The organism is Pseudomonas sp. GW460-LB5, assembly GCF_059423245.1.
In genome coordinates this window covers 15,759-31,082 of sequence record NZ_JBWKXT010000046.1, presented here as the reverse complement: position 1 = coordinate 31,082, position 15,324 = coordinate 15,759, and the positions used below count along the sequence as shown (strand labels likewise).

The 15,324-nt window shown below is 63.6% G+C and carries 14 protein-coding genes; 4 read left to right on the top strand and 10 right to left on the bottom strand.

Translation table 11 applies throughout. The features are described 5' to 3' along the window. Nucleotides 1–132 precede the first annotated feature (132 nt). The 5 genes from eppA to AC07XM_RS23230 all read right to left on the bottom strand — a co-directional run bounded on the left by eppA (nt 133) and on the right by AC07XM_RS23230 (nt 4,255). Nucleotides 133–309, bottom strand: a complete 177-nt coding sequence (eppA, locus tag AC07XM_RS23250) for an EPS-associated small membrane protein EppA (protein WP_016487266.1) — start codon at nt 307–309, stop codon at nt 133–135. A 248-nt stretch (nt 310–557) separates the two neighbouring features. After that, entirely contained in the window at nt 558–1,100 is a 543-nt protein-coding gene (locus AC07XM_RS23245) for a helix-turn-helix domain-containing protein (RefSeq protein ID WP_102688837.1), read from the bottom strand. A 171-nt stretch (nt 1,101–1,271) separates the two neighbouring features. Further along, nucleotides 1,272–2,690, bottom strand: coding sequence for a short-chain fatty acid transporter (locus AC07XM_RS23240; protein WP_016487268.1), 1,419 nt, complete (start codon nt 2,688–2,690; stop codon nt 1,272–1,274). Between the two features lie 174 nt (nt 2,691–2,864). Then, nucleotides 2,865–3,521 carry a CoA transferase subunit B gene (locus tag AC07XM_RS23235; RefSeq protein ID WP_016487269.1) on the bottom strand — a complete coding sequence of 219 codons (657 nt, stop codon included), beginning with the start codon at nt 3,519–3,521 and terminating at the stop codon, nt 2,865–2,867. A 35-nt stretch (nt 3,522–3,556) separates the two neighbouring features. Further along, nucleotides 3,557–4,255, bottom strand: coding sequence for a CoA transferase subunit A (locus AC07XM_RS23230; RefSeq protein ID WP_016487270.1), 699 nt, complete (start codon nt 4,253–4,255; stop codon nt 3,557–3,559). 140 nt (nt 4,256–4,395) lie between these two features. Here AC07XM_RS23230 and AC07XM_RS23225 point away from each other — a divergent pair, with 140 nt between their 5' ends. Beyond that, entirely contained in the window at nt 4,396–5,301 is a 906-nt protein-coding gene (locus AC07XM_RS23225; RefSeq protein ID WP_016487271.1) for a LysR family transcriptional regulator, read from the top strand. Next, nucleotides 5,289–6,110: an aldo/keto reductase gene (locus AC07XM_RS23220; protein WP_016487272.1), complete on the top strand. Its 822-nt coding sequence runs from the start codon at nt 5,289–5,291 to the stop codon at nt 6,108–6,110. Before AC07XM_RS23225 ends, AC07XM_RS23220 begins: the two co-directional genes overlap by 13 nt. Nucleotides 6,111–6,289: 179 nt before the next feature. Here the strand turns inward: AC07XM_RS23220 and AC07XM_RS23215 are convergent, their stop codons facing one another. Genes AC07XM_RS23215 through lexA form a run of 4 tightly spaced genes read right to left on the bottom strand, consistent with a single transcriptional unit; the run spans nt 6,290 to nt 12,029 of the window. Further along, complete coding sequence (locus AC07XM_RS23215) at nt 6,290–9,370, bottom strand: error-prone DNA polymerase (RefSeq protein WP_102688836.1); 3,081 nt, start codon at nt 9,368–9,370, stop codon at nt 6,290–6,292. Beyond that, nucleotides 9,367–10,785 carry a Y-family DNA polymerase gene (locus tag AC07XM_RS23210; RefSeq protein ID WP_070086426.1) on the bottom strand — a complete coding sequence of 473 codons (1,419 nt, stop codon included), beginning with the start codon at nt 10,783–10,785 and terminating at the stop codon, nt 9,367–9,369. The genes AC07XM_RS23215 and AC07XM_RS23210 overlap by 4 nt, the downstream gene beginning before the upstream one ends. Before the next feature lie 6 nt (nt 10,786–10,791). Next, a complete protein-coding gene (imuA, locus tag AC07XM_RS23205) occupies nt 10,792–11,412 on the bottom strand; it encodes a translesion DNA synthesis-associated protein ImuA (protein ID WP_016487275.1) in 621 nt (206 codons plus the stop codon). Further along, nucleotides 11,412–12,029: a transcriptional repressor LexA gene (lexA, locus tag AC07XM_RS23200; RefSeq protein ID WP_016487276.1), complete on the bottom strand. Its 618-nt coding sequence runs from the start codon at nt 12,027–12,029 to the stop codon at nt 11,412–11,414. The genes imuA and lexA overlap by 1 nt, the downstream gene beginning before the upstream one ends. Nucleotides 12,030–12,121: 92 nt before the next feature. On the opposite strand from lexA, the gene AC07XM_RS23195 reads away from it, so the two are divergent. After that, nucleotides 12,122–12,778, top strand: a complete 657-nt coding sequence (locus AC07XM_RS23195; RefSeq protein ID WP_023048282.1) for an HAD family hydrolase — start codon at nt 12,122–12,124, stop codon at nt 12,776–12,778. A gap of 283 nt (nt 12,779–13,061) precedes the next feature. Continuing rightward, nucleotides 13,062–13,973, top strand: a complete 912-nt coding sequence (locus AC07XM_RS23190; protein WP_016487278.1) for a LysR family transcriptional regulator — start codon at nt 13,062–13,064, stop codon at nt 13,971–13,973. On the opposite strand, the gene AC07XM_RS23185 is transcribed toward AC07XM_RS23190, so the two are convergent. Further along, nucleotides 13,906–15,291, bottom strand: coding sequence for an MFS transporter (locus tag AC07XM_RS23185; protein ID WP_016487279.1), 1,386 nt, complete (start codon nt 15,289–15,291; stop codon nt 13,906–13,908). The genes AC07XM_RS23190 and AC07XM_RS23185 overlap by 68 nt on opposite strands. Nucleotides 15,292–15,324: the final 33 nt, after the last annotated feature.

Genomic DNA, 15,324 nt, shown 5'->3' with positions numbered 1-15,324 from the left:
CATGTGGGCTGCAGTGCCCTGCAACCAAGGCCTTTGAAGGGCTACTGGGAATATAGCAACGGTTGGGAAATTCACAAGCCAGCCCCGGGCTTGCAACAACCTGCGCTCGCTTTGACAGGGAGCGGGTCAGGCTCAGATTTTTCTTCTGTTGGCGACCAGTACAAAGCCGACAACAGCGAAGGCCAACAACCAGCCGGCGGTTGAAACAGGAATGATACTGTTTTGGTTTACATACGAATCTGCCGCACGCGCAGCCCCACTCAGCAACACCAGCAAGAACATTGATTTGATAATCAGAGTCGTGCGCATACGCCCCTCCTGAAATGAGGAAAATCAATTAGTTATTTGCACAGTATGGCGGGAGTTGTTTCGCTGTTGACTTGAGCTTATGGGCACAATGACACTACGTCAATGATCCGACACCATAATAAAATTCAATGGGCGATGGCGGTATTCGTCAAAATACCGACATGCAAAAGATGCAAAGGCGGGCTGATGCGATGGCGGCTGCGTTTCACGGATGAGAACACAGGTAGGGCGTGCCCTGCCCCGTGGTTTTATTCGTCTGCGTGGTGAACCACGACAATCAATTGCGCCGGCTGGGCACCTACCGAGCGCAGTCGATGCGGTGTCTGGGCGTTGAAATGCAAGGCATCACCCTGCTCCAGCAGCACCCGTTCGTTCATGAAATCCACCTCCACCTGGCCGGCGTGCACGAACAGGAATTCCTCGCCTTGGTGTTCCTTGAACGTGGGGTCGCTGAACTCGGACGGCGGCTGGATCAGGAACGGCAACAGGCTGCGCTGCCCGACCTGGCTGGTCAGGGCTGCATAGCCAGGCCCTTGCCCGTCGCCTACCAGGGCCTGGCGTTCGCCGTGGCGCACCAGGCTGTAGCGGCTCGGGCCAGCCTGCTCTTCGGCGAACAACTCTTCGACATTCACGTTCAACGCCCGGGCCAGCTTTAGCGCGGCAGCAATCGAGGGTGTATTCAGGCCGCGCTCGACCTTGGACAGATAGCTTTTGGTCATGCCGGTCTTTTCGGCCAGCATTTCCAGGGTCATTCCCAGTTTCTTACGCAGCAGTTTCAATCGGATAGACATGTGACGCGGGTTTCCCAGGCTGAGTCAGCCTGACCATGATACGTGGACTGCCGGCGAAATGCTGGGGCTGCTTTGCAGCCCATCGCGGGCAAGCCAGGTTCCACACATACAGCGTCAGCCGGGCCTGTGGGAGCTGGCTTGCCGGCGATGGGCCGCACAGCGGCTCTGCCTTCATGGCATCACAGGCGGTACGTATTGCAGCGTCGTACCCAGCGCCCACAGCAACACCAGCACCAACGGCACATGCACCAGCAACTGCACGAACGAGAAGCCGATCAGGTCGCGCGCCTTGAGCCCCAGTACGCCCAGCAGCGGCAGCATGTAGAACGGGTTGATCAGGTTCGGCAAGGCTTCGGCAGCGTTATAGATCTGCACCGCCCAGCCCAGGTGGTACTGCAGGTCGTTGGCCACCAGCATCACGTACGGTGCTTCGATGATCCACTTGCCACCGCCCGAAGGGATGAAGAAGCCCAAAACGGCCGAGTACACTCCCATCAGCACGGCATAGGTGTCGTGGGTGGCAATCTGGGTGAAAAACAGCGAAATATGGTGGGCCAGCGTCTGTTCATCGACGCCCTTCACCTGGGTGAGAATGGCAGCGATGGACCCGTACAACGGGAACTGGATCAGCACACCCGTGGTGGTCGGTACGGCGCGCGCCACAGCGTCCAGAAAGCTGCGTGGGCGCCAGTGCAGCAAGGCGCCGAGCATGATGAACAACAGGTTGTAGGTGTTCAGCCCGGAGATCGCGGTAATCGCCGGCTTGGTGGCGAACTCCTGGTAGAGCCAACCAGCGGCCAGGGCCACCAGCAGCAAGATCAGGATCGGGCTGTGCTCCAGCCACTCACCCGGGCGCGTGCGCTGCGGTGCAGGTGGCGCTGTGAAGCTGGGGTCGACGCCGCAGTCTTCGGCACTGCGCGCGCTGTTCGGGCCAGGGGCCGTGGCATAGGCGATTACCAGCGAGACCAGCACCAACGCCAACAGCATCACGCCGGACTGCCAGAGGAAGATGGTTTCAGTGAACGGGATTACCCCGGTAATCGACAGGATGGACGGTGGCAGGCTGGCCGGGTTGGCCTGCAGTTGCGCCGCCGACGATGACAAGCCCAGCGCCCACACTGCACCCAGGCCCAGGTAGGCGGCCGCGCCAGCGGCGCGGTAGTCCATCTTGAGTTCGGTGCGCCGCGCCAGGGCGCGTACCAGCAGGCCCCCGAACACCAGCGACAGGCCCCAGTTGAGCAAGGAGGCCAGCATCGAAATCAGGGCTACCCAGCACACTGCCGAGCGACCATTGCCGGGGATACGCGCCAGGCGATCAATCAGCCGCGCGGCCGGAGGCGAGCTGGCCACGACATAACCGCCAATGACCACGAAGGCCATCTGCATGGTAAACGGGATCAGGCTCCAGAAACCGTCACCAAAGGCCTTGGCAGTGTCGGTCGGTTTGGCGCCCATGGCCAGGGCACCGATACACACCAGCAGCACCGCCAGGGCGGCGAACACCCAGGAATCGGGGAACCAGCGTTCGGCCCAGTTGGAGCAGCGCAAGGCAAAGCGCGCAGAACGGCTGTCTTGGATTTCAGCGGCCACAGTTGAATTCCTTTTATTGGTTTTATCGGATAAATCAGCCAAAACACAAAACCCCTGTAGGAGCAGCCTTGTGCTGCGAAGCGGCCAGTACAGACAAACATTACATGAATGCCTGCACTGGCCCCTTCGCAGCCCAAGGCTGCTCCTACAGGGGAATGCATGAAGCCCGTTGAATCAGAAGGTCATTTCCTTCACGTCATCCGGCACGATCAACTTGCCGGCGGTTTTCGCGATGATCTCTTCAACGCTTACCCCCGGCGCGGTCTCGCGCAGGATGAAGGCGCCGTCTTCGATTTCCAGGTAGGCCAGGTCGGTCAGCACCTTGCGGATGCAGCCGGCGCCGGTCAGCGGCAGGCTGCAGTGTGGCAGCAGTTTGGACTCACCGTCCTTGGAGGCATGGGTCATGGTGACGATGATGTTCTCGGCGCCAGCCACCAGGTCCATTGCACCGCCCATGCCCTTCACCAGCTTGCCGGGGATCATCCACGAGGCGATGTTGCCTTGCACGTCTACCTCGAAGGCACCCAGCACGGTGAGGTCGACGTGGCCACCCCGGATCATGGCGAACGACTGTGCCGAATCGAAGATCGAGGCGCCGCGGCGGGCGGTGACGGTTTGCTTGCCGGCGTTGATCATGTCGGCATCGAGGGTGCTTTCGGTCGGGAATTCGCCCATGCCGAGCAGGCCGTTTTCTGATTGCAGCATCACATCCATATCGGCGGGTACGTAGTTCGCTACCAGGGTAGGAATGCCAATGCCCAGGTTGACGTAGTAGCCGTCCTTCAGTTCACGTGCGACGCGTTGCGCCATCTGTTCGCGGGTCAGTGCCATGGTCAGGGTCTCTTTGTTGTTCTGGTGGATGGCGCTCAGGCCTTGACGGTGCGCTTTTCGATGCGTTTTTCGAAGGTGCCGACGATGACACGGTCCACATAGATGCCCGGGGTGTGAATTTCGCTGGGCAACAGCACGCCGGGTTCGACGATCTCTTCCACTTCGACCACAGTGATCTTGCCGGCGGTGGCCGCCAGCGGATTGAAGTTTTGCGCAGTATTGCGGTACACCACATTGCCGTAGTGGTCAGCCTTCCAGCCCTTGACGATGGCGAAGTCACCGGTAATGGCTTCTTCGAGGATGTACTTGCGGCCCTTGAACTCGCGCACTTCCTTGCCCTCTGCAACCGGGGTGCCGTAGCCGGTGGCGGTGTAGAACGCCGGGATCCCGGCGCCGCCGGCACGCATCTTCTCAGCAAGGGTGCCCTGCGGGGTCAGCTCCACGTCCAACTCACCACTGAGCAGCTGGCGTTCGAATTCGGCGTTCTCGCCCACATAGGAGGCAATCATCTTGCGAATCTGACGATCTTCCAGCAACACGCCCAGGCCAAAGCCGTCAACGCCGCAGTTGTTCGACACCACGGTCAAGCCCTTGACGCCGCGTCGCTTGATTTCGCTGATGAGGTTTTCCGGGATGCCGCACAGGCCAAAACCACCGGCCAGTACTGTCATGTTGTCGGTCAGGCCTTCAAGGGCCTGTTCATAGGTTGCAACGCGCTTGTCCAGTCCGGCCATGCTGATCCGCCTTTTGTAGTTGTAGAACCGACGAGGCTGTCGGTGAGCGTGTGCAGACATCTTCACCGCACGCGACTGATTTGTTAATTTTGTTTTCGTCATCGATTGATAACTTTTACAAAACAGACAATAGGCCTGTCATGAACGTCAAGCAACTGCGTGCCTTTGTCGCCGTGGCCAAGTACCAGAGCTTTGCCCAGGCCGGGGAACACCTGCATATCTCGCAACCCGCCCTGAGCCTGACCATCAAGGCCCTGGAAGAGAACCTCGGCGGCGCCCTGCTCAGCCGCACCACGCGCAGCGTCAGCCTGACCGCCGAGGGCGAAGTGTTGCTGCCGCTGGCGCGGCGCCTGCTGGCAGACTGGGACGACACGGAAGAGATGCTGCGCCAACGCTTCACCTTGCAACTGGGCCGTGTGTCGGTGGCGGCCATGCCGGCCTTTGCCGGCAACCTGCTGCCCCACTCGCTCAAGGTATTTCGCCAGTGCTACCCCAAGGTCAATGTCACGGTGCATGACGTGATCAACGAACAGGTGCTGGAACTGGTACGCCATCGCCGCGTCGAATTGGGCATCGGCTTCGAGCCGGACAACATCGACGGGCTGGACTTCCACCCGTTGTACCTGGACCGCTTTGTCGCGGTGGTACCCGCAGACTCGCCTTTGGCGCTGCTGCCACAGGTCAGTTGGGCACAGCTGATGGCCGAGGACTTCGTGGCGCTGCAACGCCCTTCGGCGGTACGCCTGCTGATGGAGCAGAATGTGGCCGCCCACCACGGCAAACTGGCCGTGGCTTTCGAGAGCCACCAACTGGCAACCATCGGCCGAATGGTCGCCAGCGGCCTGGGGGTCAGTGCCGTACCGGCGCTGTGCATCAACCAGATGCAGGAACTCGGCGCCCGCTGCGTCACCCTGGTGGAGCCCACGGTCGAGCGGCGCATCGGCGTAATTGCCCTCAGCGAACACAAGCTTTCCACTGCAGCGCAAGCGCTGCTTGAGGTTGTGCTTTCCAATACCCGCATCCGGGAGGTGACATGCGTTACGTGAAACTGGCAGGTTCGAGCGTTCCGGCCATCGGCCAGGGCACTTGGTACATGGGCGAGGACCCTGGCCGCAAAGCCGCCGAGGTGGCGGCGTTGCAACAGGGCATTGAGTTGGGCCTGAGCCTGATCGACACCGCTGAGATGTACGCCGAAGGTGGGGCGGAAGACGTGGTTGGCCAAGCCATTGCCGGGCGCCGCGACCAAGTGTTTCTGGTCAGCAAGGTGTACCCGCACAATGCCGGCCGACGCAGTATGGCGGCCGCCTGCGAGCGCAGCCTCACACGCCTGGGTACCGACTGCATCGACCTGTACCTGCTGCACTGGCGTGGCCAGCACCCGCTGGAAGAAACCGTCGAAGCCTTCGAGCATTTGCGCGAACAAGGCAAGATCAAGCGCTGGGGCGTGTCCAACTTCGACCTCGACGACCTGCGCGAACTGCACAACCCTGACTGCGCCACCAACCAGGTGCTGTACAACCCGGCTCAGCGTGGCATCGAGTTCGACTTGCTGCCGTGGTGCGAAAAGCGCGCGTTGCCGACCATGGCCTACTGCCCGCTGGCCCAGGCCGGGCGCTTGCTGCAGCACCCGGTGCTGGCAGAAATCGCCGAGCGCCATGGCGCCACGCCAGCCCAGGTCAGCCTGGCCTGGGTGACCCGTAATGACGGAGTGATCGCCATCCCCAAGGCCGTGGCGCCCGAGCATGTGCGGCTGAATGCAGCCGCAGGTGCGCTGACCTTGAACAGCGAAGACCTTCGGGCAATCGACCGGGCGTTCCCGGCACCGACGCGCAAGCAGCGGTTGGCGATGGTGTAACTGGCGAGCGGTGAATCGTCTTTATCTTGCCAATCTGAAAGCGTGAGCGGCCCCTGTGGGAGCGGGTTTACCCGCGAAGAAGGCAACACGGTGGATGGCACGGGCTTCGCCCGTGTTCGCGGGTGAACCCGCTCCCACAAGGAATACGCGAGCATCACGGCTTTTGGTAGGGCCGGGGGTTAGTGGAAATCCCGGCTGCGCACATCCAGCCCTTGCAGCAACGGGGTCACATCCTCCAGCCGCCGTGCTATCAGGTGCCGCACGCCGTTCTCCTGCTCCAGCCGCCCACTCACCTTGAGCAGCTGCGCCCCCACCAGCGCCCGCCGCTGCCGTTCGGCAATGTCCCGCCACACCACCACGTTGACCATCCCGTGCTCGTCTTCCAGGGTGACGAAGGTCACTCCGCTGGCTGTCTGGGGCCGTTGCCGCCCCACCACCAACCCGGCTACGGCAATGTTGTCGCCATGCTCGACACCCTGCAGCTCGCTGGAGCTGCGACACCCCAGCGCCCTCAGCCGTGAGCGCAACAGTGCCAGCGGATGCGGCCCCAGCGTTGTGCCCAGCGCCTGGTAATCGGCCATCAGGTCTTCGCCTACGGTGGGCACAGGCAAGTCCACTGGCGTTTCAGGCACCGCTTGCACATCAGTGAACAGCGGCAGCTGCGGCTGCACCGCCGCCACCTGCCAGCGTGCCTGGTGACGATCGCTGGCCAAGGCTCGCAGCGCCCCGCCATCGGCCAGCCGGGCTCGGGCCCGTGCGTCGAGCCCGGCACGCAGGCACAGGTCCTCGACATCGCGCCATGGCCGTTGAGCCCTCGCCTGCTCCAGCCGCCTGGCATCGGCCTCAGCCAACCCGCGCACCAGGCGCAAACCCATGCGAATGGCCAATGTGCCTTGAGCATCAGGCTCGAGGGTACAGTCCCATTCGCTGTGGCAGACATCTACCGGCCGCACCTCGATACCCTGGCGCCGGGCCTCTTGCAGCAACTGGTCAGGGCTATAGAAGCCCATGGGCCAGCTGTTGATCAGCGCGCAGGTGAAGATCGCCGGTTCATGGCACTTCAGCCAACTGCTGGCATAACACAGCAAGGCAAAGCTGGCCGCGTGCGACTCCGGGAAGCCATAGCTGCCAAAACCCTTGATCTGCTCGAAAATGCGTTCGGCAAACGCCAGTTCGTAACCATTGCGCAGCATGCCTCGCACCAGCCGCTCGCGGTGCGGGTCCAGGCCCCCGTGGCGTTTCCAGGCCGCCATGCTGCGCCGAAGCTGGTCGGCCTCGCCCGGTGTGTAGTCGGCGGCAACCATGGCCAGCTCCATTACCTGCTCCTGGAACAGCGGCACGCCCAAGGTCCGCTCAAAGACTTCCTTGAGCTGCGGTGAGGGATAAGTGACGGGCTCCTGCTTCAGCCGCCGGCGCAGGTACGGGTGCACCATGTCACCCTGAATCGGCCCAGGGCGCACAATCGCCACTTCGATGACCAGGTCATAGAAGGTCTTGGGCTGCAGCCGAGGCAGCATGGCCATTTGCGCACGCGACTCGATCTGGAACACCCCCATGGTCTCGGCACGGCTGATCATCGCGTAGGTGGCCGGGTCTTCGCTGGGGATGGTGGCAAGGGTCAGGTGCTGGCCCCGATGGCGCTGCAGCAAGTCGAAGCAGCGGCGCAAGGCACTGAGCATGCCCAGCGCCAGCACATCGACCTTGAGCAGGCCGACCATGTCCAGGTCGTCCTTGTCCCACTGGATGACCGTGCGCTCCGCCATCGCGGCATTCTCCACCGGCACCAGCTGGTCGAGCGGTTGCTGGGAAATGACAAAGCCGCCCGGGTGCTGCGACAGGTGCCGGGGGAAGCCGATCAGCTCGCCCGCCAGCACCAGTACCCGCCGCAGTGAAGGGCTGCTGGCCTCAAAGCCGGCTTCGGCCAAGCGCTGGTCATCGGGAATACGGTCGCTCCAGCGACCACAGCATTTTGCCAAGGCATCCACCTGGTCCACCGGCAAACCCAATACCCGCGCCACATCGCGCACAGCCCCGGCGGCGTGGTAGGTGTTGACCACCGCCGTCAGCGCCGCACGATGCCGGCCATAGCGTCGAAACACATACTGGATCACTTCTTCGCGCCGATCGTGCTCGAAGTCCACGTCAATATCCGGCGGCTCGTTACGTTCACGCGACAGGAAGCGCTCGAACAGCAGGCGATGCTGCAGGGGATCGAGCTCGGTAATGCCCAGCACGAAACACACCACCGAATTGGCCGCCGAGCCGCGGCCCTGACACAGAATGCCTTGGCTGCGGGCGAAGGCGACAATGTCATGCACGGTCAGAAAGTAGCTTTCGTAACCGAGTTCCTCGATCAGCGCCAACTCCGTGGCCAGCACTTCGCGTACCTTGTCACCCGGCCCGTCTGGCCAGCGTAACGGCAACCCCTGTTCGCACAGTTCACGCAACCAGCCTGCCGGGGTATGGCCCTGGGGCACCAGTTCGCGCGGGTACTGGTATTGCAGCTGGCTCAGGTCAAACTGGCAGCGCCCGGCAATGGCCAGGGTCTCGGCCAGCAGGTCGGCAGGATAGAGTTCGCCCAGCTGTGCCTGGCTGCGCAGGTGCCGCTCGCCATTGGCAAACAGAAAACGCCCGGCCTCGGCTACCTGGCAATGCTGGCGGATGGCAGTCATGCAATCCTGCAAGGCACGCCGACCGCGCACATGCATGTGCACATCGCCACAGGCCACGGCGCGGATACCCAGTTCAGCGGCCAGGCCACGCAAGTGCTGCAGACGCTGGGTATCGTCACTGCCTCGATGCAGGTGCACCGCCAGCCACAAGCGCTCGCTGAACACACTGCGTAACCACTCCCCGGTGGCCATATCGGCGCAGTCATCGGCCACCCATAGCGCCAGCAAGCCTTGATGGTGCTGCTGCAGGTCGTCGCGAAACAGCTGGTACTCGCCCTTTTGCGCCCGCCGCCGGGCCCGGGTGATCAACGCGCACAAGCTCTGGTAACCGGCCAGGTTCTCGACCAGCAGCACCAGCTTGGGGCCTTCTTGCAGCCGCACCTCACTGCCTACGATCAGCCGCAGCTGATGGGCCTTGGCGGCCTGCCAGGCCCGGACGATGCCGGCCAGGGTGCACTCGTCAGTGACCGCCAGGGCCTGGTAGCCTTGTTCGCGTGCACGCCTGAACAGCTCGTCAGCGCTCGACGCCCCGCGCTGGAAGCTGAAGTTGGACAAGCAATGCAACTCGGCATAACCCGGCGTGCTCATGCGAACCAGCCCTGCAGCCACAGCGGGCCGGCCTGGCCGAGGTCGCGGTAGGCCCAGCCGCGCAGGCCGTCACGGGTTTCGATGCGGTAGTAGTCCCGGCGCACGTCGCCGCCATCCCACCAGCCCGACTCGATGCGTTCGGCCTGGCCCTGTACCTGGTAGCTGCTGGCGTCCAGCGCCATCGGGGCTGGCAGCAGCCAGCCCGGGCGACTGCCCGGAGCCACCGTCATACTGCCTTGGGCGCCTTGCTCGGTCAGCTGCCAGGCGCACTCGGGGCGGTGATCGGCTGCCGCGCTCAGCCCCTTGACGGCCTCATCCCCCAGGCGAGCGCGCAGCCGCTCGCGCAATTGTTCCCAGGGTTGTGCCTGCTGCGCGCGTGGGTCGAACAACGCCTGATGCTGCGGTACAAAGGGCGGCAGGTCTTCGGCAACCAGCCGCAGGTTGCGTACAGGGGCGGGAATGCGCAGCGGCTCCAGGCGCCCACGGGCCAGTTCGAACAGCATGGCGGCATCGCGTTCGGCCGCCAGCAGGCCTACCTGCAGCAGGGTATCAGGCCCTTCGGCATGTTCCAGGTGCAGGCAAAAACGCTGCACGCCACAGTCGCGCCCGGCGAGGAAAGCGGCAAGGTCGTTGAGCATACGCCGCAGCGGAAACAACAACGCCTGGTGCGACTCAACGTCGAAGTTCAGCTCCAGCCGGGTTTCGAAGCGGTCCGGTGGCTGGTAGAAGTCCAGCCCCGCATTGCGCAGGCCAAGCAACTGGTCGAGGTGCAACTGCACCTGGGCCGAAAAGCGCCGGGCCACTGTATCGCGCGGCAAGGCCAGTACCTGGCCCAACTGCCGCAGGCCCATGCGGGCAAACGCCTCGGCGGCATCTGCCGGCAGGCCGATACGGGTGATGGGCATGCCCAGCAGTGCCGCACGGGTGGCGTCGGCGTCGCTCAAGGCCAAGCCATCATGACCATTGGCAAGCATGCGCGCCGCTACCGGGTTACTGGCCAGGACGATGCGTTGACGCAGCCCCAAATCTGCCAGCTCCTGGCGCAGGCGTGCCTCGAACAACGGCCAGGGGCCGAACAGTTGCAGGCTGGACCCCACTTCCAGGAGCAAAGCCCGCGGGTAATGCAGGCTGACCTGGGCACTGAAGCGATAGGCCCAGGCTGCCAGCAATTGCTGAACCTGCTCGATGCGCCTGGGGTCGGCTTCGACGCAAGTAAAACCCTCTGCCAGGGCACGTGCCGCCGTAAGGGTCTGCCCTGCCCGCAACCCGAGTGCAGCCGCTGCGGGGCTGACCGCTTGCAATACCCGACGTTGGCTAGGCCCGCCAACCAGCACCAAGGGTGTGTCGGGGTCGTCACGCTCCCGCAGGACGGTGTCCAGCGCCAGCTGCGGGAGCAGGATGCAGGCCCAAAGCATGGGGCATCAGCCCCGCCCAGGGCAGGCGATGGGCAGCGCCGGTGGCATGCCGCCCCGGCTTTTCAGCACACGCCACTGTGCCGGACGGGTGTCGACGGCAACGCGCAGTGCTGCTGGCGAGGGGTTGTGTGCTGCCTGATGCGGCCGGCAGGCGAATGCCAGCGCCTGGCCGGTTTCTGCGGCCACCTGCAAACGCCGCAAGGCACGGTCATCGGCACGTTCAGGCCAGCACAGCACCGCCGCGCAACTGCCCGAGCGCAGGCACTGTTCGGCGGCCCACAGGGCATCGGCGGGGGCGGCGTCCACCTGCACCAGCCAGCGCAGGTCCACCCCCGCTGCCTGCCAGGCCGGTGCGTAAGGAATGAAGGGCGGCGCCACCAGCACCACCCGGCTGCCTTCGGCGCTAAGCCGCGCCAGTGTGGGCCATAGCAGTTGCAACTCGCCGCAACCGGGGTTGGCCAGCAGCAACTCGCTGAGTGCCGCCGCCGGCCAGCCACCTTCAGGCAGGCGCGCGTCGAGGGCAGCATGACCGGTCGGCTGCAACCCCAGTGGCCGTGCCTGGGCCTGCCGCCCGCGCCAGACACGGCGCTGGTCGAGCAGCCTGTCGAGGTCGACCACCGCGCCCATCAGTCACGCCTCAGCAAGCCGCAGAACACGCCTTCGATGAAAAACGCCTGGTCGGGTTTCACATCGATGGGTGCATAGGCCGGGTTGCGTGGCAACAGCCGGTACCCGCTGCCCAGGCGTTGCAGGCGCTTGATGGTCACTTCGCCGTCCAGGCGCGCCACCACGATCTGGCCATCGCGGGCGTCGGCCTGTTGAAGGATGCCGACCAGATCACCGTCGAAGATGCCGTCGTCGATCATCGAATCGCCACGCACTTTAAGCAGGTAGTCAGGGGTGCGACGGAACAGGCTGGGGTCGAGCAGGAGCTGTTCGTGGATATCCAGGTCCGGGCCAATGGGGGCACCTGCCGCCACTTGGCCCAGTACCGGCACTTCCAGGATTTCCGGCCGGCGCAGCGGTTCGGCCAGGCGAATGCCCCGCGCCTGGTTGGGCGTGACATCAATGTAACCGGCCTGGCACAGGGCGGTAATGTGCTTGCGCGCGACGCTGCGCGAGGCAAAACCGAAGCGCGTGGCGATATCGGCCAGGCTCGGTGGCTGGCTGTGCTCGGCAATGCGCTCGCGGATGAATTCGAAAATGGCGCGGCGTTTGGGGGTAAGAGTGTCCATGGAGCACATTTGTACTCTTTTCGGAGTACGCTGAACAGCCCCCTTTGTCGCCAGCATTGGTTATGATCCCAAGGCTTGTGTTTTCTTGATCTGGATACCCCATGCTCACCGCCCTGCTGTTCGACCTCGACGGAACCCTCACCGACACCGATACCCTGCACCTGCAGGCCTTTCGCCAACTGCTGCGTGAGCATGACGGCCGCGAACTGAGCCAGGCGCAGTTCGATGCCCAGGTCAGTGGCCGCGCCAACGGCGAGTTGTTCGCCGAGCTGTTCAGCGGCGCGAGCGTCGAACAGTGCCGGGCACTGGCCGATCGCAAGGAGGCGCTGTTTCGCGACTTGTCGCCATGTCTTGACCCGATGCCAGGCCTTTTGCGCCTGCTTGCGCATGCCAAGGCCTATGACATCGGCATGTGCGTGGTGACCAACGCACCGCGGCTGAACGCCGAACACATGCTGAATGCCATGGGCCTTGGGCAGCATTTCGAGCATGTGCTGGTAGCCGAGGAGCTGGCGCGGCCCAAGCCAGACCCGCTGCCCTACCTCACCGGCCTGCAGCAACTGGGCGCCGAGGCCGGCCAGGCGCTGGCCTTCGAGGATTCATTGCCGGGGGTTGCGGCCGCCAGTGGCGCGGGGATATTTACCGTGGGCGTGGCGACGACACAGACGCCGCAGCGGTTGCTGGAGGCGGGTGCCAGGCTGGTCGTGAATGATTTCAATGACCCGGCATTGTGGGCGTTGATCGAGCGTATGGCTTGAGGTGTGGGGTGTGTTTGAGATCGAGCGCCGCCCGCGCGGCGCATCGCGAGCTGCGCCCGCTCCTACGTTTGTTTCGGGCCAGTAACACCTGCGCCAACGCGCGCGACCGCCCTGTTCGTACGACACGATATCGAGCCATGCACCAACGCGTTCGCGCGCAAATCCCACAGGATTAATTGGCCCGGAACAAACGTAGGAGCGAGCGCAGCTCGCGATGCGCCGCGCGGGCGGCGCTCGATCTCAAACACCCCATAACTCTATCGCCATACTCACCCAGGCCCCCATGCTCATCGACGAAGAACTGACCCTCAAAAAGCTGGAAACCTTTCTTGCCTTCATGCGCACGGGCAACCTCGGCCGCGCGGCGGTTGAGTTGTCCACCAGCGCCGTGAGCGTGCACCGGGCCATCCACTCACTGGAAAGCGCCTTGCGCTGCCCGTTGTTCAAGCACGAAGGCCGCCAGCTGATCCCGCTGGAAAGCGCCTACGTGCTGGAAAAGAAAGCCCGGCAATTGATCCTGGACGCCGAGCAGATGGTCCGCCAGACCCGTGAAGCCGCCGGCTTCTACGCCGAGCGTTTCCGCCTGGGCGCACTCTACTCGCTGACGGTGAAGACCGTGCCCAAACTGGTCATGGGGCTGAAACTGCGCCGCAGCGAGCTGAACATCGACCTTACCCTGGGCTCCAACGTCGACCTGCTGCAGCGCCTGAAAAACCACGAGCTGGAAGCTATCCTTGTGTCGCTCGACGACAGCATCAGCGACCCGGCATGCGAGCAACTGCCGCTGTTCTCCGATGATATCTTCCTTGCTGTGCCCACCGACTCGCCTTTCGCCGGGCAGGCCGAGGTGGACCTGGCCGACCTCGCCGACTCCACCTTCATCACCCTGACCCAGGGCTTCGCCACCCACCGCGATGGCGCGCGGGTGTTCCAGCAGGCCGGCTTCGAGCCCAAGGTGGCCATGCAGGTGAACGACATCTTCACCCTGCTGAGCATGGTCAGCTCGGGCGTGGGCTTTGCCCTGCTGCCCGGGCGCATTGCGGCGGTGTACGAAAACCGCGTCAGGCTGATTGCCTTGAAGCCGCAATACCGCTTGCAGCAACATATAGGCGTGGTGTTCCTGAAGGCTAGGGAGCGGGAGCCGAACCTGCTGGCGCTGCTGGCGGAGTGCCGGATGTACAGCCTTGAGCGTTAAACCGTAGCGCAGCATTGCGCCCCTGCAGCCATACCGCCAATGCCGCCAGCCCGGCAGGGATCAGCAATGATGCAAACACTTGCGCAAAGCTCCAGCCCAATGCCAGCATCTGAGCCCCGGCGAAGGCGCTGAGCACGGCACCAATGCGCCCAATGCCGCTCATCCAGCTGGCCCCGGTTGCCCGTGCCTCAGTGGGGTAAAAAGCTGCGGCCAATGCATTCATGCCAACGCTTGCGCCATTCAGCCCAAAGCCCACGGCGCAGGCAATGGCGCACAGCCAGGCGAAATCCCCCACCACCTGGCCAATCGTGAAAATCACCGCACCACTGAACAGAAAAGTCAGCATCAATACGCGCTGAGGGTTACAGCGGTCCATGGCCCAGCCTACTGAAATCGCCCCTGCCGGCCCCCCAATCTGGAAGCAGGCCGTGACAATGGCTGCTTCGGACACCGAAAAACCACCGCCCTCCTTCACCAGCGTCGGCAGCCAGCCGCTGAACAGGTAGACCAGGAACAGCGCCAGCACATAGCCAGCCCAGAGCATGCAGGTACCAAAACGATAGCGCTGCGAGAGGATGGTGCCAATCGCACCGTCAGTGCCCTGGCGCTTGGCGGGCATGACGAACGTACTGTCGGCGTTGACATGGTCGGGGGCCAGGCGGCGGACAATGGCCAGAATGCGCTGGCGATCTGCGCCCTTGCTGACCAGGAAGGTGACCGACTCTGGCAGGCGCCAGTACAGCAGCGGCAAGACCAGCAGCGGCAACACCCCGCCCAGCACCAGCACACTGCGCCAACCCAGGTTGGGTATCATCCAGGCGCTGACGAAACCACCCATCGCTGCCCCCAGGGAGAACCCGCAGAACGCCAGTGTGATCAGCAGCGAGCGGCTGCGCGCCGGGGCGTACTCGCTGACCAGGGTGCTGGCATTAGGCATTGCAGCCCCCAGGCCCAGGCCAGTAAGAAAGCGCAGCACGACCAAGGTTTCCAGGTTCGGGGAAAAAGCCGAGGCCAGGGTCCAGATGCCGAACAGCAGCACGCTGTACAGCAATACTGCCTTGCGTCCGTAGCGGTCAGCCAAGGGGCCGGCGATCAAAGCGCCAAGGGCCAGGCCGATCAGCGCTGCGCTCAAAACCGGGCCCAGGCTTTGCGCGCCCAGGCCCCAGTCGCTTTTCAGTTGGGGGGCAATGAAGCCGATGATGGCCACATCCAGGCCGTCCAGGGCGATGATCAGAAAGCCGAGGAACACCACCCATTTCTGGTAACGGCCGATGGGTTGCTGGTCGATCAGTTGGCGCACGTCGAGTGTGTTGTTCATGGGTATCACCTGTTGTTGTTTTTATGACGGTGT

Bases quoted from the DNA above. Each gene is read 5' to 3' on its own strand.
- eppA (WP_016487266.1), bottom strand. From the start codon at position 309: ATGCGCACGACTCTGATTATCAAATCAATGTTCTTGCTGGTGTTGCTG.
- AC07XM_RS23245 (WP_102688837.1), bottom strand. From the start codon at position 1,100: ATGTCTATCCGATTGAAACTGCTGCGTAAGAAACTGGGAATGACCCTG.
- AC07XM_RS23235 (WP_016487269.1), bottom strand. From the start codon at position 3,521: ATGGCACTGACCCGCGAACAGATGGCGCAACGCGTCGCACGTGAACTG.
- AC07XM_RS23230 (WP_016487270.1), bottom strand. From the start codon at position 4,255: ATGGCCGGACTGGACAAGCGCGTTGCAACCTATGAACAGGCCCTTGAA.
- AC07XM_RS23225 (WP_016487271.1), top strand. From the start codon at position 4,396: ATGAACGTCAAGCAACTGCGTGCCTTTGTCGCCGTGGCCAAGTACCAG.
- AC07XM_RS23220 (WP_016487272.1), top strand. From the start codon at position 5,289: ATGCGTTACGTGAAACTGGCAGGTTCGAGCGTTCCGGCCATCGGCCAG.
- AC07XM_RS23215 (WP_102688836.1), bottom strand. From the start codon at position 9,370: ATGAGCACGCCGGGTTATGCCGAGTTGCATTGCTTGTCCAACTTCAGC.
- AC07XM_RS23210 (WP_070086426.1), bottom strand. From the start codon at position 10,785: ATGCTTTGGGCCTGCATCCTGCTCCCGCAGCTGGCGCTGGACACCGTC.
- imuA (WP_016487275.1), bottom strand. From the start codon at position 11,412: ATGGGCGCGGTGGTCGACCTCGACAGGCTGCTCGACCAGCGCCGTGTC.
- lexA (WP_016487276.1), bottom strand. From the start codon at position 12,029: ATGTGCTCCATGGACACTCTTACCCCCAAACGCCGCGCCATTTTCGAA.
- AC07XM_RS23195 (WP_023048282.1), top strand. From the start codon at position 12,122: ATGCTCACCGCCCTGCTGTTCGACCTCGACGGAACCCTCACCGACACC.
- AC07XM_RS23190 (WP_016487278.1), top strand. From the start codon at position 13,062: ATGCTCATCGACGAAGAACTGACCCTCAAAAAGCTGGAAACCTTTCTT.
- AC07XM_RS23185 (WP_016487279.1), bottom strand. From the start codon at position 15,291: ATGAACAACACACTCGACGTGCGCCAACTGATCGACCAGCAACCCATC.